This window comes from Glycomyces sp. NPDC047010 (assembly GCF_040644205.1).
In the GTDB taxonomy this organism is placed as follows: Bacteria; Actinomycetota; Actinomycetes; order Mycobacteriales; family Micromonosporaceae; genus Glycomyces.
On the sequence record NZ_JBEYVY010000004.1, the window covers coordinates 348,268 to 369,637 of the forward strand.

Annotated in this window: 18 protein-coding genes and 1 pseudogene; 16 read left to right on the forward strand and 3 right to left on the reverse strand. The window is 72.6% G+C overall.

Features of this window, described 5'->3' with window-relative positions; translation table 11 throughout:
* Position 1 precedes the first annotated feature (1 nt).
* Positions 2–2,281: a hypothetical protein gene (locus AB0A65_RS10760; protein ID WP_359949666.1), complete on the forward strand. Its 2,280-nt coding sequence runs from the start codon at positions 2–4 to the stop codon at positions 2,279–2,281.
* A complete protein-coding gene (locus AB0A65_RS10765; protein ID WP_359949669.1) occupies positions 2,256–3,290 on the forward strand; it encodes an HAD-IIA family hydrolase in 1,035 nt (344 codons plus the stop codon). Before AB0A65_RS10760 ends, AB0A65_RS10765 begins: the two co-directional genes overlap by 26 nt.
* A gap of 89 nt (positions 3,291–3,379) precedes the next feature.
* Here AB0A65_RS10765 and AB0A65_RS10770 read toward each other — a convergent pair whose 3' ends face one another.
* Both AB0A65_RS10770 and AB0A65_RS10775 read right to left on the reverse strand, forming a co-directional pair.
* On the reverse strand, positions 3,380–3,727 hold the full coding sequence (locus tag AB0A65_RS10770; RefSeq protein ID WP_359949672.1) for an SCP2 sterol-binding domain-containing protein: 348 nt from the start codon (positions 3,725–3,727) through the stop codon (positions 3,380–3,382).
* Positions 3,728–3,919: 192 nt separating this feature from the next.
* Positions 3,920–4,258 carry an SCP2 sterol-binding domain-containing protein gene (locus AB0A65_RS10775; protein ID WP_359949675.1) on the reverse strand — a complete coding sequence of 113 codons (339 nt, stop codon included), beginning with the start codon at positions 4,256–4,258 and terminating at the stop codon, positions 3,920–3,922.
* A gap of 168 nt (positions 4,259–4,426) precedes the next feature.
* Here AB0A65_RS10775 and AB0A65_RS10780 point away from each other — a divergent pair, with 168 nt between their 5' ends.
* The 12 genes from AB0A65_RS10780 to AB0A65_RS10835 all read left to right on the forward strand — a co-directional run bounded on the left by AB0A65_RS10780 (position 4,427) and on the right by AB0A65_RS10835 (position 18,515).
* Positions 4,427–4,801 carry a hypothetical protein gene (locus AB0A65_RS10780; protein WP_359949678.1) on the forward strand — a complete coding sequence of 125 codons (375 nt, stop codon included), beginning with the start codon at positions 4,427–4,429 and terminating at the stop codon, positions 4,799–4,801.
* Complete coding sequence (locus tag AB0A65_RS10785) at positions 4,798–4,992, forward strand: hypothetical protein (RefSeq protein ID WP_359949681.1); 195 nt, start codon at positions 4,798–4,800, stop codon at positions 4,990–4,992. The genes AB0A65_RS10780 and AB0A65_RS10785 overlap by 4 nt, the downstream gene beginning before the upstream one ends.
* Before the next feature lie 44 nt (positions 4,993–5,036).
* Positions 5,037–5,834 (forward strand): TlyA family RNA methyltransferase, encoded by a 798-nt coding sequence (locus AB0A65_RS10790; RefSeq protein ID WP_359949684.1) that lies wholly within the window; start codon positions 5,037–5,039, stop codon positions 5,832–5,834.
* A gap of 138 nt (positions 5,835–5,972) precedes the next feature.
* Entirely contained in the window at positions 5,973–6,872 is a 900-nt protein-coding gene (locus AB0A65_RS10795; RefSeq protein ID WP_359949687.1) for an NAD kinase, read from the forward strand.
* 59 nt (positions 6,873–6,931) lie between these two features.
* Entirely contained in the window at positions 6,932–8,668 is a 1,737-nt protein-coding gene (gene recN, locus AB0A65_RS10800) for a DNA repair protein RecN (RefSeq protein WP_359949690.1), read from the forward strand.
* A gap of 74 nt (positions 8,669–8,742) precedes the next feature.
* Positions 8,743–9,939, forward strand: coding sequence for a putative cytokinetic ring protein SteA (steA, locus tag AB0A65_RS10805; RefSeq protein WP_359949693.1), 1,197 nt, complete (start codon positions 8,743–8,745; stop codon positions 9,937–9,939).
* Complete coding sequence (locus AB0A65_RS10810; protein WP_359949696.1) at positions 9,936–10,865, forward strand: copper transporter; 930 nt, start codon at positions 9,936–9,938, stop codon at positions 10,863–10,865. Before steA ends, AB0A65_RS10810 begins: the two co-directional genes overlap by 4 nt.
* Positions 10,866–10,875: 10 nt before the next feature.
* On the forward strand, positions 10,876–11,772 hold the full coding sequence (locus AB0A65_RS10815; RefSeq protein ID WP_359949699.1) for a hypothetical protein: 897 nt from the start codon (positions 10,876–10,878) through the stop codon (positions 11,770–11,772).
* Positions 11,769–13,424, forward strand: a complete 1,656-nt coding sequence (locus AB0A65_RS10820) for a lipid II flippase MurJ (protein WP_359949702.1) — start codon at positions 11,769–11,771, stop codon at positions 13,422–13,424. Before AB0A65_RS10815 ends, AB0A65_RS10820 begins: the two co-directional genes overlap by 4 nt.
* The gene (locus AB0A65_RS10825; RefSeq protein ID WP_359949705.1) at positions 13,421–14,518 is read left to right on the forward strand and encodes a glycosyltransferase family 4 protein; all 1,098 of its coding nucleotides are present in this window, start codon (positions 13,421–13,423) and stop codon (positions 14,516–14,518) included. Before AB0A65_RS10820 ends, AB0A65_RS10825 begins: the two co-directional genes overlap by 4 nt.
* A 3-nt stretch (positions 14,519–14,521) precedes the next feature.
* Positions 14,522–16,762 (forward strand): hypothetical protein, encoded by a 2,241-nt coding sequence (locus AB0A65_RS10830; protein WP_359949708.1) that lies wholly within the window; start codon positions 14,522–14,524, stop codon positions 16,760–16,762.
* A gap of 61 nt (positions 16,763–16,823) precedes the next feature.
* Complete coding sequence (locus tag AB0A65_RS10835; protein ID WP_359949711.1) at positions 16,824–18,515, forward strand: CTP synthase; 1,692 nt, start codon at positions 16,824–16,826, stop codon at positions 18,513–18,515.
* 322 nt (positions 18,516–18,837) lie between these two features.
* Here AB0A65_RS10835 and AB0A65_RS10840 read toward each other — a convergent pair.
* Positions 18,838–20,076 (reverse strand): annotated as a pseudogene (locus AB0A65_RS10840) (MFS transporter); the annotation flags it as partial.
* Between the two features lie 173 nt (positions 20,077–20,249).
* Here AB0A65_RS10840 and AB0A65_RS10845 point away from each other — a divergent pair.
* Both AB0A65_RS10845 and AB0A65_RS10850 read left to right on the forward strand, forming a co-directional pair.
* Positions 20,250–20,789 (forward strand): TetR/AcrR family transcriptional regulator, encoded by a 540-nt coding sequence (locus tag AB0A65_RS10845; protein WP_359949714.1) that lies wholly within the window; start codon positions 20,250–20,252, stop codon positions 20,787–20,789.
* Between the two features lie 26 nt (positions 20,790–20,815).
* Complete coding sequence (locus tag AB0A65_RS10850) at positions 20,816–21,370, forward strand: NUDIX hydrolase (RefSeq protein ID WP_359949717.1); 555 nt, start codon at positions 20,816–20,818, stop codon at positions 21,368–21,370.

Genomic DNA, 21,370 nt, shown 5'->3' on the forward strand with positions numbered 1-21,370 from the left:
AGTGGCTGAAGACGGCCGCGCCCGCAAGGGTGGAGAAGACCGACGAGGCGGCTACGGCCGTCGCGAGGGCGGCGGCTACGGCGACCGTTCGGGCCGGGGCGGTTCCGACCGCCGCGACGACCGCGGCGGGAACCGGGGCGGCTACGGCCGCAGTGAAGGCCGCGACGACCGCCCGCGGCGCTACGAGGACCGGGACGACCGCCCGCGCCGCGACGGCGACGACCGCGGCGGCTACAACCGTGACGACCGGGGCCCGCGCCGCGACGGCGACAACCGGGGTGGCGGCGGGTACAACCGCGACGACCGCGGCGGACGCAGCATCAACCGCGACGACCGTGGTGGCAACCGCGGCGGCGGTTACAACCGGGACGACCGGGGCGGCCAGCGCGGCGGCTTCAACCGTGACGACCGCGGCCCGCGCCGCGACGGCGACAACCGCGGCGGTGGCGGGTACAACCGCGATGACCGCGGCGGCAACCGCGGTGGTTTCAACCGTGACGACCGCGGTGGCAACCGGGGCGGGTTCAACCGCGACGACCGGGGCCCGCGCCGCTACGACGACGACCGCCCCCGCCGGTTCGAGAACCGCGACGACCGCGGCGGCCAGCGCGGCGGCTTCAACCGTGACGACCGGGGCCCGCGCCGTGATGGCGACAACCGCGGCGGTGGCGGGTACAACCGCGACGACCGCGGCGGACGCAGCTTCAACCGCGACGATCGCGGCGGCAACCGCAGCGGCGGTTACAACCGGGACGACCGGGGCGGCCAGCGCGGTGGTTTCAACCGTGACGACCGCGGCCCCCGTCGTTTCGAGGGCAACCGCGATGACCGCGGTCCGCGCCGCGACGGCGACAACCGCGGCGGTGGCGGCTACAACCGCGACGACCGCGGCCCGCGCCGCTACGAGGGCAACCGCGACGACCGCGGTCCCCGCACGTTCGACCGGGACGAGCGTCCGCGCCGTTTCGACCGTGACGACCGGGGCCCGCGCCGCGACGGCGACAACCGCGGCGGCGGCGGCTACAACCGCGACGACCGCGGCGGCAACCGCGGCGGGTTCAACCGCGACGACCGCGGCCCCCGCCGTTTCGACGGCGACCGCGGCAGCAACCGCGGGTTCCGTGACGACCGCGGCGGCAGCCGCGATGACCGTGGCGGCAGCCGCGGCAGTTACGGGAACCGCGACGACCGCGGCCCGCGCCGCTACGACGACCGGGACCGCGACGACCGCTTCGGCCGCGACGGCAAGGAGCGCCGGGGCCGCGACAACCTGCGTCCCCTGGAGGAGCGCGAGGCCGGTCACGAGGGCCCGATCCGCATGGGCGAGTCCGACGAGGCGCCGGACCTGCCCGAGGGCGTCGAGTACGGCTTCGACCAGCTCGACAAGGAGACCCGCGAGGGCCTCCGCAGCCTGAACAAGCAGCTCGCCGAGGCCGTCGGCAACCGGCTCCTCGCCGCCGCCGCGCTCCTCGCCGAGGACGACGTGGAAGGCGCCCTGGAGCAGGCCCGCTACGCCCGCCGCAAGGCGTCCCGCGTGGCGATCGTGCGCGAGGTGACCGGTGTGGCCGCGTACGGCGCCGAGGAGTGGCAGCTCGCCGTCAACGAGCTGCGCGCCGCGCAGCGCCTGAGCGGCACGCTCGACCACATCGCGCTGATCGCCGACTGCGAGCGCGCCCTCGGGCACCCCGAGCGCGCGATCGACCTGTTCCGCGAGCACGGCTCCGACGAGGCCATCGACGCCGAGGTCAGGGTGGAACTGCTCATCGTCGCCTCCGGCGCCCGCCGTGACATGGGCATGGGCGAGGCCGCGACCGCGATGCTCAAGGTCGGGGCGCTCAACTCGCCGAAGGCCGAGCCGTGGCTGGCGCGTCTGCGCTACGCCTACGCGGAGGGCCTGCTGGCCGACGGCCTTGAGGACGAGGCCCGCGAGTGGCTGTCCAAGGCCGTCGCCGCCGACGAGGAGGGCGAGACCGGCGCCGCCGAGCGCCTCCTCCAGCTGGAGGGCATCGACTTCGAGGAGATCGAAGACGATGAGGACGACGACGAGTTCGAGGACAACGACGACCTCGAAGACGACGAGGACGACCGCGACGACGTCGAGTACGACGACGAGGACGACCGACGCGACGAAGACGGCGACCTCGACGAAGGCGACGAGGACGACGACGAGGACGACGAGCCCGAGGCCCCGCGCGCAGCGCAGGAGCCGACCGGTCCGGCGGCCGAGAAGGCGAACCCCGACGCTGAGGAGTCCGATGACCCGACTGAAAGGCGCCCCTGAGGCACTGGCCGGCGCCTATGACCTGGCGCTGCTCGACCTCGACGGGGTCGTGTACCTGCTGCACGAGCCGATCCCGGAAGCGGCCGCGACCCTCGCGGCCCTTCCGGGCCTCGCCTGCGACCCGGTGTTCGTCACGAACAACGCGTCGCGCAGCCCCGAGACGGTGGCGGAGTCCCTGCGCGGCATGGACATCCCCGCCGAGGCGGCCCAGGTGCTCACCTCCGCGCAGGTGGTGGCCTCGGGCATCCTCGACCGGATCGGCAAGGGCGGCAAGGTCCTCGTGACCGGCTCGCAGGCGCTGCTCGACGAGGTGACCGGCGCCGGGCTCGTCCCGGTCGACGACCCGAAGGCCGCCGCGGCGGTGGCCTTCGGGTACACGCCCCAGACCTCGTGGCGCTCGCTCGCGGACACCACGATCGCGGTCCGGAACGGCGCTTTCTGGGCCGTCGCGAACCTCGACGCCACACTGCCCACACCGGACGGTCCGCTGCCCGGCATGGGCGCGCTCGTGGGCGCGGTCGAGACCGCGCTCGGGCACGGGCCCGACTTCACGGCGGGCAAGCCCGAGCAGCCGATCTACCGGATCGCCATGGCGCGCAAGCCGGGCGGCCGGGCGATCATGGTCGGCGACCGGCCCGACTCCGACATCGCGGGCGCCAACCGCGCCGGGATCGACTCGCTCCTGGTGTTCACGGGCGTGGCCTCGCCGCGCCTGGCGCTGGGCCTGCCGCCCGAGCAGCGGCCCACGTACCTCGGCTGGAGCCTCGCGGCCCTGACCGAGGCGCACCCGGAGCCGGACTGGAACGAGGCCGTGGACCGCATCGAGTGCGGCGGCTGGACCGCCGAGCTCGACGGCCCCGACGTCCGCTTCAGCGGGCAGGGGGACGAGCTGGACGGCTGGCGCGCGCTGTGCGAGCTGAGCTGGGCCGCAGCGGACATGAACGGGTACGACCCGTCGCGTCCGCCCGTCCCGGTCGGGCCGGCCGCCGAGAAGCTCCTGGCGTCCTGACCCGACCCGTTCCAAGGCAAGCGAAAAGCCCGGACTGCCGCGGTCCGGGCTTCGTCGTTTCTAGAGGCGGCAGCGGGGGCCTCCGGGTCCTAGTCGACCTTGAGGGCCTTGCGCAGCTTCGCGAGGTCCTTCACGGACGCCTTGACCTTGATCTTGCCGGTCAGGAACGCCTTGGCGGGCTTCAGTTCCTTCTTCGACAGGGCGATCAGGTCGTCAGAGCCGATGATGATGCGGACCTCGGCGTCGGCGGCGTCGCCGTCGAGCAGGTCGGTCAGCTTGCCGCCCGCGAGCTTGGCGCTGAACGCCTGGCCCAGGTCGGTGACTTCGACGGCCAGCGTGCGTTCGAAGTCGTCTTCAAGGTTGAGCTCGTCGGATTTCCTGGCGACCTTGCCAGCCAGCTTCTCCAACACGTTGCGGACTTCGTCAACAGTGGCCATGCGGTCCTCCCGAGAATGCAGTGAAGCTCGACCCGCTCGTCTGCGTGGTCGGCTGCGCAGAGATTACAACGTGGCCTGAATGCTGTTGCGTCCGACCGGGAGGCATTTGACCGTCCGGGGGCCGCAGGGGGCGGGGCGGGCCTCACGGCCCGCGCCCGCGCACCCTACGCCGCATAGGGAGGCCAAGCGGCCCTAGAGGACCTGGCGGAGCTTCATCAGGTCCATCATGGGGGCCTTGATCTTCACCTGGCCCCCGGTGAACGCCTTCATGAAGTCGAGCTCGCCCGCGACGAGCTTGAGCAGGTCGTCGGAGCCGACGATCATGCGGATCTCGGCGTCGGGGTTGTCGCCGTCGACGATGTCGACGAGCCTGCCCCCGTCGAAGCGGCCGTTGAACGAGACGGACAGGTCCTTGATGTCCGCCGCGAGGCTCCGCTGGAACCCGGTGAGCTTCTTGACCGTCTTCGGGTTGGAGGCGAGGTTCTCCGCGAACTGCTCCAGGGCGGTCCGGCATTCGTCGATGGTGGCCATGTGGCGCTCCTGTTCGATCGGCGCGGGCGCGGCTGTGCGCCCGCATGTATGTTACCGGCCAGTACGACGCGTCGGTCGCGACCGGTCACCGGTAGCTTGGCAGTACCGTTGAAGGGACAGGACCCCGTCCCGGGAAAACCGGGGGACCCCGAAAGGAAGTGGGACCACATGGCCGACACCGACCGCGCCTACTTCGACACCGTCTTCGGCATGGCCGGCGAGCCCGCCCGCCGCGCCCGCGAGTTCGCCGGCAGGGTCCGCGAGGACCTGCGGTCGGGCACCGAAGGGGTGCGCACCCGCGCTGAGCAGTTCCGCGGCCACGGCGGCCGCACCGCCCACGACGTGCGCCGCCTCGTGCGCGCCGAGTTCGACGCGGGCCTCACCCGCATGGGCGTCGCCACCCAGGCCGACCTCGACGATCTCAACCTGCGCCTGGAGCACTCCGAGGGGCAGATCCGAGAACTGCGCGTCCGCCTTGCCGAGGCCGAGGCCCGCGCTGCCGCCCCCTCGCACACGCCGAGCGACGACGAAGGGGACGCATGACCGACGCACCGAACCCGGGGGCCGTCGCGGCCCGGCTCCGCGCCGACGCCGAGGACGTCGAGATGGAGGTCGAGGAGGCCCTCGGCCGCCTCGAAGCGCTCCCGGACCTGCCCGTGACCGAGCACGTCGCCGTCTTCGAGGGCGTGCAGCAGCGCCTCTCGGAGATCCTCAGCAACGTCGACGACGCCTGATCCGCACGCCTCCACCCGCCGTTTAGAGGGACACCGACCGCGCCATGCCGACGCGCTACCGACTCGACGCCGAACTCGTGCGCCGCAAGATCGCCCGCTCCCGCGAGCACGCCCGCGAGCTCATCGCGGACGGCCGCATCCACCTGCGCGGCATCCCGGCCACCAAGGCCGCCACGTCCGTCACCGGCGACGACTCGATCCGCCTCGTCGGCGACGCCGACGACTACGTCTCGCGCGGCGCCCACAAGCTCATCGGCGCCCTCGACGCGTTCGGCGTCGACCCGGCCGGGCTCCGCGTCCTCGACGCGGGCGCCTCCACCGGCGGCTTCACCGACGTCCTGCTGCGCCGCGGCGCCGCCGAGGTCCTGGCCGTGGACGTCGGCTACGGCCAGCTCGCGTGGAAGCTCCAGACCGACGAGCGCGTCAAGGTCCACGACCGCACCAACGTCCGCCACCTCGCGCCTGAGCAGCTCGGCGGGCCCGTGGACCTCACCGTCGGGGACCTCTCGTTCATCTCCCTCGGCCTCGTCCTGCCCGCGCTCACCGCCTGCACGAAGCCCACCGGGCTCATCCTGCCGATGGTCAAGCCGCAGTTCGAGGTCGGCAAGGGCCAGGTCGGCGCGGGCGGCGTCGTCGCCGACCCGGCCCAGCGCGCCGACGCCGTGTGGAACGTCATCGAGGCCGCCCAGGGCCTGGGCTGGACCACCACCGCGGTCGCCGCCAGTCCCCTCCCCGGCCCCAAGGGCAACGTGGAGTTCTTCTGCCGCATGCAGACCGGCGGCGAGCCCGTCGCCCGCGACACGGTCGACGCCGTGGTCGCGGCGGGCCCGAAGCCCGCGTAGACCGGCCTGCGGCCCAAGCGAAGGCGAATATCCGAACTGTGATCGGAAAGCGTTGTCTTCGGTATGCTCACCCGTACCGGGCGTCACGGCGCCCGGTGTACAGTTCGAGGCCCTGGAACCGTCTGAGAAGGAGCGCGAGTGGGGTCGCAGCAGAAGCCCGGCCGCGTCTTGGTCGTGACGCACCCGCTCCGCGAGGACGTCGCCGAACTCGCCGAGAAGCTGGCCGCCGCCCTCCGCTCCGCCGACGTCGCGGTCCGCATCCTCACCGGCGAGATCCGCTCCCTCCGCCACCCCGACGCCTTGCTGGTCGTCGACGAGGAGACCTCCGCCACCGCCGACCTCGTGCTCGCCCTCGGGGGCGACGGCACGGTCCTGCGCTCGGCCAAGCTCGCCGCGGAGGCCGACGTGCCGCTCCTGGGCGTCAACTTCGGGAAGGTCGGCTTCCTCGCCGAGGCCGAGACCGGCGAGCTGGAGACCGTGGTCTCGCGCCTCCTGGACGGCGACTACGGCGTGGAGGAGCGCACCGCCCTGTCGGTCGAGGCCACCGGCACCGACGGCGAGCTGCACCGCTCCTGGGCGTTCAACGACATCGCCGTGGAGAAGGCCGAGCCCGCGCGGATGCTCGAACTGTTCATCGAGATCGACGGCACCCGCATCTCCCGCTACGGCTGCGACGGCGTCGCGGTCGCGTCCCCGACCGGCTCCACCGCGCACGCGATGTCCGCGGGCGGCCCGGTCGTCTGGCCCGATGTGGACGCCCTGGTGGTCGTCCCCATGAACGCGCACGCGCTGTTCGCCAAGCCTATGGTCGTGCACTCCTCTTCGGAGATCCGCATCGGCGTTGAGTCGGTCGGCACCGAGGGCGCGCTCATCGCCGACGGCAAGGAGCTGACCCGCCTGACGGCCGGATCGACGGTGACCATCCGGCGCTCGGCGCGCCCGGTCCGCCTGGTGCGCATGTCCGGACAGCCGTTCGCCTCCCGCCTCGTCTCGAAACTCTCTCTGCCCGTTGACGGTTGGCGGCACGGGCGAATCTAGCTCGCACCTCGGTGCACTCAGCCGACCGATGTCGGTGCGTGCGGGTACAGTCTTGAACTGTGTTGGAGGAGCTTCGCATCCAGAACCTGGGCGTGATCGCTGACGCCACCCTGCCGCTCGACCCCGGTCTGACCTGCATCACCGGTGAGACCGGCGCCGGCAAGACCATGGTCGTCGCCGGTCTGGGTCTGCTGTTCGGCGGTCGTGCCTCCCGTGCCCCCCTCGGCGCTGACCGAGCCCTTGTGGAGGGCCGCTTCGCCGTGGCCGAGGTCGCGCTCGAACTGCGCGAGCGCGCCATCGAGGCCGGAGCCGACCTGGAGGACGGCGAGCTGCTCCTGGCCCGCTCCGTCTCCTCCGAGGGCCGCTCCAAAGCCTGGGTCGGCGGCCGCTCCGCGCCCGTCGGCGTCCTCGCCGAACTCGGGGAGCTCGCCATCTCGGTCCACGGCCAGTCGGACCAGATGCGCCTGCTCCAGCCCGCCGAGCAGCGCGCCGCGCTCGACCGCTTCGCCGGTGCCGACCACGGCAAGCTCCTCGACGCCTACCGCGCCGCCTTCCACGAGCTGGCCGCGTGCGCCTCCGAGCTGTCCCGCCTGCGCACCAGCGCCCGCGAGATGGCCCGCGAGGCCGACATGCTCCGCCTCGGCCTCGACGAGATCACCGCCGTCGACCCGCAGGAGGGCGAGGAGTCCGAACTCGCCGAAGAGGCCCTGCGCCTGGAGAACGCCGAGGCCCTGCGCCTGGCCGCCGCCACCGCGCACGGCGCGATCACCGGCGACCCGGCCACCGGCGAAGGGGGCGCCACCGACACCGTCGGCGCCGCCGCCCGCGCCCTGGAGCACGACGCGCACTCCGACCCCAAGCTCGCCGAGTTCGCCGAGCGGCTCGCCGAAGCCGGTGCGCTGCTTGCGGAAGCGGCCGTGGACCTCTCGTCCTACCTCGACGACCTCTCCGCGGACCCGCGCCGCCTGGAGGAGATCTACCAGCGCCAGGCCGCCCTGAAGACCCTGTACCGCAAGTACGCCGAGGACCTCCCCGGCGTGCTCGCGTGGGCCGACAACGCGAGCAAGCGCCTCGGGGAGCTCGACGTCTCCGACGAGCGCGTTGCCGAGCTGGAGTCCCAGCACGCCGAGCTGACCGCCCGCGCCGCCGACCTCGCCACCCAGCTGCGCGTCTCCCGCCGCGCCGCCGCCGAGCGGTTCTCCGGCTCGGTCTCCACCGAGCTCAAGGGCCTGGCGATGCCGCACGCCGAGGTCGTGGCCGCCGTCGAGGCCCGCCCGGCCGGACGCGGCAGCGTCGACCTGGCCGTGGAGACCGCGGTCTCCGGCGCGTCCGAGGACGGCGCCGACGAGGTCGAGCTGCTCCTGCGCCCCCACCCCGGCTCCCAGCCCGCCGCCCTCCACAAGGGCGCGTCCGGCGGCGAGCTGTCCCGTGTGATGCTCGCCATCGAAGTCGTGTTCGCGGAGATCGGCGGTCCGCCGGTCCTCGTGTTCGACGAGGTGGACGCGGGCGTCGGCGGCGGCGCCGCCATCGAGATCGGCCGCTGCCTCGCGAAGCTCGCCCGCCGCCACCAGGTCCTGGTCGTCACCCACCTGCCGCAGGTCGCCGCGTTCGCCGACCGCCACCTGGTCGTGTCCAAGGACACCTCCGGCGCGGTCACCGTCTCCGGCGTGCGCGTCGTGGACGACGCGGCGCGGGCGCGTGAGCTTGCTCGCATGCTCGCCGGGATGCCCGACTCCCACCTGGGCGTCGCGCACGCGGAGGAGCTGCTGGCCGAGGCCGCCAAGATGAAGTCCTAGGAGCCGCGCCGATCCACCGCTGAGCGGCGCGCCGCAGCATGGGGCGTGGCCGCCAGATGGCATGATGATGCACGATGCGTGTACCTAGCTTGCGTTTGCCCGGGCGGAACCAGGAGGGCGAGCCCTCCGAGGGTCGGCTCGTCGGCACCGCCCGCCTCGACCGCCGCACGAAGCGGCTCTGCGGTCGCCTCGAACCCGGCGACATCGCGGTCATCGACCACGTCGACCTCGACCGGGTCGCCGCCGACACCCTCGTCGGCACCGACGTGGCCGTGGTCGTCAACGCCGCCAAGTCGATCTCCGGCCGCTACCCGAACCTCGGACCCGAGGTCCTCGTCAAAGCCGGGATCGTCCTCATCGACGGCGTCGGCGACGAGATCTTCGACAAGGTCCGCGAGGGCAAGACCGTCACCGTCGAGGACGGGAAGGTCTTCCTCGGCACCGAACTGGTCGCCGAGGGCACCGTGCAGACCACCGACTCCGTGGCCGCCGACATGGACGCCGCGAAGGAGGGCCTGTCGATCCAGTTGGAGGCGTTCGCCGCCAACACCATGGAGTACCTCAAGCGCGAGCGCGACCTGCTCCTCGACGGCGTCGGCGTCCCGGAGGTGAAGACCTCCTTCAACGGCTGCCACGCGCTCATCGTGATCCGCGGCTACAACTACAAGGAGGACATCGACGTCCTCCGGCCGTACATCCGCGAGTTCAAGCCCGTGCTCGTCGGCGTCGACGGCGGCGCGGACGCGCTCCTGGAGGCGGGCTACACGCCCGACATGATCGTCGGCGACATGGACTCCGTCTCCGACGACGCCCTGCGCTGCGGCGCCGAGATCGTCGTGCACGCCTACGCCGACGGCCGCGCGCCCGGCATGGAGCGCATGGACAAGCTCGGCGTCCCCGCGATCCCGTTCCCGGCGGCCGCCACCTCCGAGGACATCGCGATGCTCATGGCCGACGAGAAGGGCGCCGAGCTCATCTGCGCCGTCGGCACCCACGTCACCATGGTCGAGTTCCTCGACAAGGGCCGCGGCGGCATGGCCTCGACGTTCCTCACGCGGCTGCGCGTCGGCGGCAAGCTCGTCGACGCCAAGGGCGTCTCGCGCCTGTACCGCCAGGACATGTCGATCTCCGCGCTCCTGCTGCTCATCGTCTCCGGCCTCGCCGCCATGGCCACCGCCGTCGCCATCTCCACCGTCGGCCGCTCCTTCGTGGACGTCATCGCCGACTGGTGGGACGGGCTGCTCTTCCAGATCCAAAGGCTGTTCTCGTGATCAACTTCCGGTACCACCTGGTGAGCCTCACCGCGGTGTTCCTCGCCCTCACCGTCGGCCTCATCCTCGGCACCGCCGCCCTCAACGGCCCCGCCATGGAGGCCCTGGAGACCACCAGCCAGGGCCTGCGCGACTCCAACGAGCAGCTGCGCGCCCAGGTCGCCCAGTTGGAGGACCAGCTCGGCGAGGAGCAGGAGTTCGCCGCCGAGATCGCCCCCGCCTACCTCTCCGCGAAGCTCACCGGGAAGAACATCCTCGTCGTCGCCCTGCCCGGCGCCGACACCGGCGCCGTCGACGGCGCCGTCCAGATGCTCGGCTACGCCGGGGCCACCGTCTCGGGCCGCATCTCCGTGCTCGACGACTTCTTCGACCCGACCAACGCCGACCAGCTCGTCGACCTCGTCGACACCGCCACCCCCGCCACGGTCCAGACCCCCGTCACCTACGACGGCGTCCAGGCCATGAGCTACGTCCTCGCCGCCGTCACCACCGGGAAGGCCGCCGGGACCGCCGTCGAGGTCGCCCCCGGCGACATCACCACCGTCACCACCGCCCTCAGCGAGATGTCGATGCTCACCGTTGAGACCGCCCCCACCGGCCTCGCCGACGGCGTGCTCATCCTCGCCGGGGCCGGCGCCACCGACTCCGACGCCGACTCCCGCAACACCGGCATGGTCACGTTCACCAACGAGTTCGCCGCCGACGGCCCGACCGTCTACGGCGCCATGACCTCCACCGGCGACGGCAACCCGCTTACCGACCTGCGCGCCGACAGCGCCGACACCGTCGCCACCGTCGACAACGCCGCGTTCACCCAGGGGCAGATCGCCGCCGTCGCCGCGCTGGCCGAATTCATCAACTCCGGCACCGTGGACCACCTCGGCATCGGGGAGGGCGCTTCGGCCCTGCTTCCCGACGCGGCCTAGTATCGCGCCCATGAGCCAGTTGACGCGCACCGTCGGTAGGGCGTTCCTCGGAGGGGTCGCGGCAGGCGGCACCATAGCCGCGATCGGCGCGATCCGCCGCTCGAAATGGGCCGCCGACCTGGAACGGATCAACCACAAGGGCGACACCGTGAGCCTGGCCGAAGGGCCGGGCATCACGATCGGCGCCACCGCGGGCGCGGTCCTGGGCGCGAACTCCCCGGCCTACGCCGCGGCCGCCGCCACCGCGGGCGTCACCGCGGGCGCCGTCGGCCTCTACGACGACATCGCCGACTCCAAGGGGGAGAAGGCGAAGGGCTTCAAGGGCCACGTCGGCGCCCTGCTCAAGGGCCGCGTGTCCGCCGGGCTCGTCAAGATCCTCGGCATCTCCGGCGCCGGACTCGCCGCCGCGGCGCTCGTCGACCTCCAGAACGGCGAGCTCACCGACGGCCGCCGGTCCCGCCTGCGGCGCCTCTGGAACGTCGGCGTCGGCGGCGGCGTCATCGCCGGGGCCGCCAACGTCATCAACCTGTTCGACCTGCGCCCCGGCCGCGCCCTCAAAGTCGTCACCATCGCCGCCGCCCCGCTCTCGCGCCCCCCGGGCCCCAAGTCCCGCCGCGCCACCGCCGCGGGCGGCGCCAACACCGCGCTCGCCGTCTCCGCCGCCGCGGGCGCCGCGATGTCCGAGGACCTCGAAGGCAAGACCATGCTCGGCGACGGCGGCGCCAACGCCCTCGGCGCGCTCCTGGGCCTCGCCTACGTCGCCCGCACCGGCATGGTCGGCCGCCACGTCGCCCTCGCCGGTGTCGCCGCCCTCATCGCCGCCTCGGAGAAGGTCTCCTTCACCAAGGTCATCGCCGAGACGCCCGTACTGCGCGAGCTGGACGAGCTGGGTCGGACGAAGTCTTGACCGAGACCCGACGCGAAGTCGGTCGTGCCGCCTCGGTCATCGGTGCGATCACCGTCGCCTCCCGCCTGGCCGGGTTCGGCCGGACGATGGTGTTCACCTACGCGGTCGGCGTCGGCAGCCTCGGCGCCGCCTACCAGACCGCCAACAGCATCCCCAACATCATCTTCGAGCTCGTCGCGGGCGGCGCGCTCGCGGCCCTCGTCATCCCGCTCCTCGCGGCCCCGCTCGCCCGCCACGACCCCGCCCAGGTCAGCCGCATCTCCTCGGCCCTGCTCACGTGGGCCCTGACGATCCTCGTCCCCGCCGGGCTCCTCGTCGCGCTGTTCGCCCGCCCCATCATCGAACTGCTCATGCCGGGGGAGCAGACCTCCGCGGCCGCCATCGACGCGGGCACCGAGATGCTCGTCCTCTTCGCCCCGCAGATCCCCATCTACGGCGTCGCCGTCGTCCTCACCGGCATCCTCCAGTCCCACCGCCGCTTCGCCTGGCCCGCGCTCGCCCCGCTCCTGTCGAGCGTCGTCATGGCCGGCGTGTACGTCGTCTACGGCCTCGGCTCCGGGCGCGCCTACCGCGTCGAGGAGACCGACCAGGGCGACATCATGCTCCTGGGCCTCGGCACCACCGTCGGCGTCGCCGTCCTCGCCGCGTCCCTCATCATCCCGCTGCGCGGCCTCGGCCTGCGGCTGCGGCCCGCCTGGCGCATGGAGACCCACGTGGCCTCCGGGCTCAAGTCCCTCGCCATCGCGGGAGCGATCACCGTCGGCGCCCAGCAGCTGTGCCAGGCCCTGCTCATCGCCCTCGCCAACGACGCCGGCGAGGGCCCGTCCGCGATCTTCACCGTCTCGCAGACCTTCTTCCTCCTGCCGTGGGCTGTGCTCGCCGTCCCCCTCGCGACCGCCGCCTACCCCGTGCTCGCCGAAGCGTTCTCGCTCGGCGAGAACGACCGCTACCAGCGCCGCCTCTCCCAGACCGGCCGCGCCGTCCTCCTCCTGTCCGGCCTCGGCGTCGCCGCCCTCGCGGGCCTCGCCGAACCCATCGCCACGGTCCTCTCCTCCGTGTCCGCCGACAGCAGCGAGAACACCCTCCACCAGTTCCAGGGCACCCTCACCGGCCTCGCCTTCGGCCTCTTCGGCTACTCCATGTTCGCGATCTACTCCCGCGGCCTCTACGCCGTGGGCCGCAACAAGTACGCCGCCGGGGCCACCTCCATCGGCTGGGCCGCCGGGGCCGTCGCCGCCGTCGTCCTCTCCCAGGTCATGCCCCTGGAAGACCGCACGCTCGCGCTCGCCATCGCGTGGTCCATCGGCATGACCGTCATCGGCCTCGCCCTCACCGCCGCCATCGCCCGCCACACCGGCGCCGCGAGCCTCGCGGGCATCCCCCGCGCCGCGCTCGCCACCGTCGTCGCCGCCGTGGCCGCCGTGCTCGCCGCCCGCGAGCTCATCGTGCTGTGGGGCCACGCCAATACGATCTACACGGCGCTCTTCCAGGGCGTCGTCGTCGGCGCCGCCACCGCCGTCGTCTACCTCGGCATCGGGGCCCTCATCGGCGGATCCGGTGTCGTGCGCCCGGTCCTGCGACGCGCTGGCAGAATACGGTCGTCAACGGAAGACGAAGCACACCAACCCGACGAAGACGGAGCAGACCAGTGAGCCACCGCCGTATCGCCTTGGTGCTCGGCCCCTCGACCGGCGGCATCGGCACCCACGTCGCCTCGGTCGCCCAGGGCTTCGTGGAGCGCGGCGACGCCGTCCTGGTCGTCGGCCCGCCCGAGACCGAGGAGCGGTTCGGCTTCCGCGCCCGGGGCGCCCGCTTCGCCCCCGCGCCCATCACCGCGAAGCCCTCCCCGGAGCTGCCCCTCGCCTGGTGGGCCGCCCGGAACGCGCTGCACGGCATCACCGGACGCGGCGTCGACGTCGTCCACGCGCACGGCCTCACCGCCGGGATCACCGCGCTCGCCGCCCGCCCCGCGGGCGCCGCACTGGTCACCACCTGGCACAACCAGCTCATCACCTCCGGCGTGAAGCGCCGCGTCTCCGACGCCATCGAGGGGCGCCTCGCCCGCGGCGTCGACGTCGCCCTCGCCGCCTCCTCCGACCTTCACGAGCACCTGGTGTCCCTGGGCGCCAAGGACGCCCGCCTCGCGCCCGTCGCCGCCCCGCCCAAGACCCCCGACGGCGCGCCCGGCACGGTCCGCGCCGAACTCGGCATCGGCGACCGCCCCATGCTCCTGTCCGTGGGCCGACTGCACCCGCAGAAGGACTACGACACGCTCATCGCCGCCGCGACCCGCTGGAAGGACCTCGACCCGGCACCCGTGGTCGTCATCGCCGGGGACGGCCCCGAGCGCGACCGCCTCCAGGCCCTCATCGACGCCTCCGGCGCCGACGTGCGCCTCCTCGGCCACCGCACCGACGTCGGCGACCTCCTCACCGACGCGAACCTCTCCCTGGTCACCAGCCAGTGGGAGGCCCGCCAGCTGTTCGCCCAGGAGACCCTCCAGGCCGGCGTCCCGCTCGTCACCACCCGCACCGGCGGCATCCCCGAACTCGTGGGCGACGCCGGGCTCTACTTCGAGGTCGGCGACGTCGACGCCCTCGACCGGACCGTCCGCGGCCTCCTCGGCGACGCCGAGAAGCTCGACCGCTACCGCGCCGCCAGCCTCGCCCGCGCCGCCACCTGGCCCGACGAGGCCCAGATGCTCGACGCCCTCGACGCGCTCTACCTCGAACTGACCGGAAGATAACCAGTGGTGCGCAACCTGGACGCCGGGCGGCGGGCCCGCAAAGCCCGCAAGTCCCTGTCCCGCTCCGTGTCCGAGAACCGCGGGCCCCTCGGCGTCTGGATCGCCGTCGTGCTCCTCGCGGCGCTCGCGGTCCTCCAGCTCCTCCCCGACGAGCGCGAGGACGCCATCCCCGACACCGTCGACTCAGTGATCGTCCTCGGCGTCGGCGGCCTGTCCTGGACCGACATCGACGCCGACACCACCCCGAACCTCGCCGCGCTCGCCGAGAACGGCGCGCTGGCCGAGCTGAACACCGACTCCGGGCGCAACTTCACGTGCACGCTCGACGGCTGGCTCACCCTCTCCGCAGGCGCCCCCGCCGTCGCCGGGAACTACGGCGACTCCGCCGACTGCGGCCCCGTCTCCGACGAGCGGATCGACGACGACAACGGGGTCACCACGGTCGGCGACATGACCGACCTCGTGGCCCTCAACCGCGACCTCGACCAGGGCGCCGAGGTCGGGATGCTCGCCGCCGGGACCTCCTGCGCGACCGGCGTCGGCCCCGGCGGGGCCTACGCCACCGCGAACTCGGTCGGCCGCGTCGGCGAGTACGACTCCGCGCTGCCCTCCGGCCGCGACCTGGCCGCGCTCCTGAACGAGTGCCCGCTCACCGTCGTGGACGGCGGGGTCCTCTCCTCCGACGAGGAGCTGCGGGCCGCCGCGCTCGACCAGCTCGACGACACCGTCGCGGCCCTCGACGCCGCCCGCTCGGGCGACACCGCGCTCATCGTGACCGGCATCAGCCAGACCGAGGAGCCCAACCGGCTCCTCGCCACCGTCGCGAACTTCGGCGCCACCGACGGCCACACGCTCCTGGACCTGCCCGCCGAGCGCCCCGGCTACCTGCGCCTGACCGACCTGACGGCGACGATCCTCACGCTCCTGGACGTGCCGCTCCCGGACTCGGTCTCCGGGACCGCCGCGGGCGCCTCCGAGGACACGCTCTCGTACGCCGAGCGCCAGGCGGTCTTCGACGACACCGACGTGCGGCTCATCGCCGCCGCCACCGCCGCGCCCGCCACCCAGTGGCTCCAGGTGGTCCTGTTCCTGGCCCTGACGTTCGTCGCGTGGCCGCTGCTGCACCTGCTGCGCCAGGCCGGGCAGCCGGGCGTCAAGCCCCCGCCGCTGTGGCTCATGCGCCTGAACATCGTCTCGGCGCTCGTGTGCGCCCTGTTCACCGCGGCCGCGATCCTCGCCGACTTCCTTGAGTGGTGGTCGGCCGACCGGCCCGGCGTCGTCGGGCCGCTCACGGCCCTCGGCATCGCCGTCGTGTGCGCGTTCGCCGCGATCCTCATCCCCGGCCGCCGCGGCCCCGCGAGCCTCATGATCACCGTGTCCGCGTTCGGGATCGTCGTCACCGTCATGGCGATGGTCATCCACACCGAGGACCCGCTCGGGACGCTCCTGGGCGACTACACCGTCGCCGACTCCGCCTCGAACGAGCTCGGCCCGGTCGCCACCGGCATGTTCATCGCGTCCCTGTGGCTCCTGGCCGCCGCCGCGGCCTGGCGCCTCCCGCGCCGCTACCAGGCCCCCGTCATGGCCGCCATCGGCAGCCTCGGCGTCCTCATCGTCTCCGCCGGGTTCCTCGGCGACTCCGTGCCCGCCGCGGTCGCGATCATCGTCGGCACCTGCCTCGCGGCCGCGCTCGCCACCGGCGGCTGGGTCACGTTCCAGCGCTTCGCGTGGTCCGGCCTCGCGGGCGTCGCGGTCCTGTTCGGGCTCTCGTGGATCGACTACCAGCGGCCCGCCGCCGAGCGCGGCGAGCTGGGCGCGTTCCTCGGCGACGTCCTCGGCGACACCAACGGCGTCATCGCCTCCGGGGTCGGCTCGAACGTCGTGTCGGTCTTCACGTCCCCGATGAGCCTCCTCGCCGTCACGGCCGGCGCCTACTGCTGGCTGGTGCTCCTGCGCCCCGGCGGCGGCCTGCGCCGCGCCTGGGGCCTGTACCCGCCGCTGCGCGCTGCGTTCTCCGCGGCCGTCTTCGGATCGGGCATCGCCGGGCTCCTCCTCGGCAAGGGCATCATGAGCCTCGGCTCGGCCCTCGCGGTCATGGTCCCCTTGGCGGTCATCATGAGTCACCGCGTCCTGGCCCGCGCTCACGTGAAGGACGGGGAGTACTCGGACATGATCGTCGACGCACCCTCGTGGGTCGATGAGGAAAACAGCGGCGAAAGTGTTAGTGTGGAATCCCGTGGATGAAGCGATCCACCGGCTGCTTTATTGAGCGGCTCGTTCGCCACGAACACCACGGGAGTCCGCCTTGGCCAGCGCTGCGAATGGTCAGATCCGCACTACGAAGCACCTCTTCGTCACCGGTGGGGTCACCTCCGCCCTCGGCAAGGGCATGACCGCCGCCAGTCTCGGGAACCTGCTGACGGCCCGCGGCCTGTACGTGGTGATGCAGAAGATCGACCCTTACCTCAACGTCGACCCGGGCACGATGAACCCGTACGAGCACGGCGAGGTCTTCGTCACCGACGACGGCGGTGAGACCGACCTCGACATCGGCAACTACGAGCGGTTCCTCGACCGGAACCTGTCTCGGGACGCGAACGTCACCACCGGGCAGGTCTACTCCGACGTCATCGCCAAGGAGCGCCGCGGCGACTACCTCGGCGCGACGGTCCAGGTGATCCCGCACATCACCAACGAGATCAAGTCCCGCCTCGCGGCGATGGCCGACCCCGACCCGGAGACCGGGCGCGTCCCCGACGTCGTCATCACCGAGGTCGGCGGCACGGTCGGCGACATCGAGTCGCTGCCGTTCCTGGAGGCGATCCGCCAGTACCGCCACGACATCGGGCGCGACAACTGCTTCTTCCTCCACGTGTCGCTGGTGCCGTACCTGGCCGCGTCCTCGGAGATGAAGACCAAGCCCACCCAGCACTCCGTGGCGCAGCTGCGCAGCATCGGCATCCAGCCCGACGCGATCGTGTGCCGCTCCGACCGCCCGCTGCCCGACGGCCTCAAGGGCAAGATCGCCGGGTTCTGCGACGTGGACGAGGCGGCGGTCGTCTCGGCGCCCGACTCGAAGTCGATCTACGAGATCCCGAAGACCCTCCACTCGGAGGGCCTGGACGCGTACGTGGTCCGCAAGCTGAACCTGCCGTTCAAGGACGTCGACTGGACCGCGTGGGACGACCTGCTCGACCGCGTCCACAACCCGCAGGCCACCGTCGAGGTCGCGATCGTCGGCAAGTACGTGGAGCTGCCCGACGCGTACAAGTCCGTCGTGGAGGCCCTGCACGCGGCCGGGTTCGCGCACCACGCGAAGGTCAACGTCCGCTGGGTGATCTCGGACCGGTGCGGGAGCCCCGAGGACACCGCGAAGGCCCTCGCGGGCGTCGACGCCGTGGTCATCCCCGGCGGGTTCGGCGACCGCGGCGTGCCCGGCAAGATCGAGGCGCTCACCTGGTCGCGCACCCGCGGGGTGCCGACGCTGGGCCTGTGCCTGGGCTTGCAGTGCATGGCGATCGAGGGCCTGCGCGAGATCGCCGGGCTCGTCGGCGCCGACTCCGAGGAGTTCGACCGCGAGGCCGAGCACCTGGTCATCTCCACGATGGCCGACCAGACGGAGATCGTCGCGGGCCGCGGCGACATGGGCGGCACGATGCGCCTGGGCACCTACCCGGCGAACCTCGCCGAGGGCTCGATCGTCGCCGAGGTCTACGGCGCCACCGAGGTCAACGAGCGCCACCGCCACCGCTACGAGGTCAACAACGCCTACCGCGACCAGCTCGCGAAGTCCGGGTTCGTCATCTCGGGCCTCTCGCCCGACGGGCGCCTCGTCGAGTTCATCGAGCTCGACCGCGAGCAGCACCCGTACTACGTCGCGACCCAGGCCCACCCGGAGCTGAAGTCCCGCCCGACCCGCCCGCACCCGCTGTTCGCGGGCCTGGTCGCCGCGGCCCTGAAGCGCCAGGCCGCCGAGCGCCTCGACATCGAGGCGTAAGCGAGACAAGCGGAAAGGGCGGGGCTCCTCGGAGCCCCGCCCTTTCCGCGTCCGCTAACGCCTTCCTGGTCCGCAGGGCCCGGCCGACCGCGATCGTGGAGATCAGGATCAGGCCCGCGGCGATGAGCGCCACGGACTGGAGCCCGTGCGTGAACGCGGTGCGCGCCGCCGTGAGCAGCGCGTCCCCGGCCTCGGCCGGGAGCGTCGCCGCGACGTGCACGGCCTCGCCCAGCGTCTCCGACGCGCCCGCGGGCGCGTCCCCGAGCTCACTCCGGTATATCCCGGTCGCGAGGGACCCCAGCAGGGCGACGCCCATCGCGCCGCCGAGCTCGTACGCGGTCTCCGAGATGGCCGAGGCCGACCCGGCGCGGTCGGCCGGGGCCGCCGCGAGGATCGCGTCGTTGGTCACCGTCTGCGCCAGGCCGGCGCCCGAGCCGATGAGGACCGAGGCCCCCACGACCACCAGCGCGCCCTCGTCAACGCCCACGAACGCCATCGCGGCGAACCCGGCGATGACGAACGCCAGGCCCCCGACGATGGTGCGCGCCATGCCGATCCGCTCGGACAGCCGCACCGCCACCAGGCCCGCGACGATCGACACCGTCACCTCCGGCAGCAGCAGGAGCCCCGCCTGCATGGGGGAGAACCCGAGCACGAGCTGGAGGTACTGCGTCAGCAGGAACAGCGACGAGATCATCGCGAACACGATCGTGAAGTTCGTGGCGAGCGAGGCGCTGAAGCGCCTGATGCCGAACAGGTTCAGGTCCAGCAGCGGGTGCTCCAGGCGGCGCTGGCGCCGCACGAACAGGACCGCCATGGCGATGCCGAACCCGATCGCCGCGACCGCCGCCCACGACGCGCCCTTCTCGGCGATCGTCTTGACGCCGTACACGAACGGGAACATCGCCAGGAACGACATGAGCACGCTGACGACGTCGATCGGGCCCGGGTTCGGGTCCTTCGACTCCGGCAGCAGCAGCGGCGCCGCGATCATCACCGCGATCGAGACCGGTGCGGCCATGAGGAACACCGAGCCCCACCAGAAGTGCTCCAGCAGCCAGCCGCCGACGATCGGCCCGGCGGCCGAGCCCGCGGAGAACCCGGAGGCCCAGATCGCGATGGCGAACTTGCGCTGGCGGCCGTCGGTGAACAGGTTCCGCATGAGCGCGAGCGTGGTCGGCATGAGCGTGGCCCCGGCGAGGCCGAGGAACGCGCGGGCGGCGATGAGCATCTCCGCGGACGTCGCGTACGCGGCGATGACGCTCGCGGCGGCGAACGCGGCCGAGCCGATGATCAGGAGCCTGCGGCGGCCGACGCGGTCGCCGATCGTGCCCATGGTGACCAGGAGTCCGGCGAGCGTGAACCCGTAGACGTCCACGATCCACAGCAGCTGCGAGGAGGACGGTTCGAGGTCCTCGGACAGGAACGGCACGGCGAAGCCGAGCACGGTCATGTCGATGGAGATGAGCAGTACGGGGAGCACCAGCACGGCCAGCGCCCACATCTGCTTCGCGGTGAAGCGCGGGCGCGGTCCCGCGTGCTGCGGCAGGGTCGTCGTCATGGTGTCCTCCTCTGAATCAGCTCGCGGGCCGAGGGCCGCCCGAACTGGATTTCCAGAACCGGGAGGCCCGCAGGTGGACACCTGGGGCGCTTCGGCGAAGCTTGTGATCGAATCGACGGTTCAGCGGAATTCGCTGTACCGTCCAGACGGTATAGTAGCAAGCGGGAGGTCTCATGGCCAAGGACGAACCGAGCACGCGTGACCGGATTCTCAACGCGCTCCAGCGCAGCCTCGTGGAGGAGGGCAGCGCCGGGGTGACGCTGGAGCGGGTCGCCGCCGAGGCCGGCGTGTCCAAGGGCGGCCTGCTGTACCACTTCAAGTCCAAGTCCGACCTGTACGACGGCCTGGCCCGGCGCTTCCGCGAAGAGGAGGAGGCGACGATCGCCCGCGCCCGCAAGGAAGGCGTCGTCGACACGTTCCTGCGCGTCTCGGAGGTGGCCGACATCGAGTCCGCGGCCGGGCTGTGGGCCCTGCTCACCGCCATGCGGGGCAAGGACCAGCTGTCCGCGGCCGCCCAGGCGGACATGCTCTTCATCTTCGACGGCTGGAAGGACGCCCTCCACGCCGAGATCGAGGACCCCGTCACCGCCGAGATCGTCCGCCTCGTCGGCGACGGCCTGTTCCTGTCGGCGCTCTCGGGGGCCCCGCTGCCCACCCGGGAGACCCTCGAAGCCCTCCGCGAGCGCCTCAACCGGCTCGCCGGGGAGGAATGAGCCCTGTCCGGGCTAGTGTGGCTCCCGTGCATGAATACCGAGTCCTCGACAGCGAAATCGTCCACCGCGGCTGGTGCTACGACCTGACCGCCGAGACCGTCGCGATGCCGGACGGGGGGAGTGCCCGCCGCGAGTTCCTCGACCACTGCGGCGCCGTCGTCACCGTCCCGCTCGACGAGTCCGGCAGGGTCGGCCTCATCCGCCAGTACCGGGTCCCGCCGAAGGAGCGCATGTGGGAGTTCCCCGCGGGCCTGCGCGACGTCGCGGGGGAGGACCCGGCCGTGACCGCCCGCCGCGAGCTGGCTGAGGAGGTGGACCTCGCCGCCGCCGACCTCGTCAAGCTCGGTGAGTTCTACACCACCCCGGGCATCTCGAACGAGCTCATCCACTACTTCCTCGCCACGGGCCTCACCCCCGTGCCCGAGGCCGACCGGCACGAGCGCACCGACGAGGAGGCCGCGATCGAGCTGGTCTGGTGGGACCTCGACAAGGCCCTGGACGCGGTCGTGGACGGCGAGATCCGCAACGGCGTGTGCGCGCTCGCGCTCAACCTCGCCCGCCTCCACCTCGAACGACGCTGA

Bases quoted from the DNA above. Each gene is read 5' to 3' on its own strand.
- AB0A65_RS10765 (WP_359949669.1), top strand. From the start codon at position 2,256: ATGACCCGACTGAAAGGCGCCCCTGAGGCACTGGCCGGCGCCTATGAC.
- AB0A65_RS10770 (WP_359949672.1), bottom strand. From the start codon at position 3,727: ATGGCCACTGTTGACGAAGTCCGCAACGTGTTGGAGAAGCTGGCTGGC.
- AB0A65_RS10775 (WP_359949675.1), bottom strand. From the start codon at position 4,258: ATGGCCACCATCGACGAATGCCGGACCGCCCTGGAGCAGTTCGCGGAG.
- AB0A65_RS10780 (WP_359949678.1), top strand. From the start codon at position 4,427: ATGGCCGACACCGACCGCGCCTACTTCGACACCGTCTTCGGCATGGCC.
- AB0A65_RS10785 (WP_359949681.1), top strand. From the start codon at position 4,798: ATGACCGACGCACCGAACCCGGGGGCCGTCGCGGCCCGGCTCCGCGCC.
- AB0A65_RS10790 (WP_359949684.1), top strand. From the start codon at position 5,037: ATGCCGACGCGCTACCGACTCGACGCCGAACTCGTGCGCCGCAAGATC.
- steA (WP_359949693.1), top strand. From the start codon at position 8,743: ATGCGTGTACCTAGCTTGCGTTTGCCCGGGCGGAACCAGGAGGGCGAG.
- AB0A65_RS10815 (WP_359949699.1), top strand. From the start codon at position 10,876: ATGAGCCAGTTGACGCGCACCGTCGGTAGGGCGTTCCTCGGAGGGGTC.
- AB0A65_RS10845 (WP_359949714.1), top strand. From the start codon at position 20,250: ATGGCCAAGGACGAACCGAGCACGCGTGACCGGATTCTCAACGCGCTC.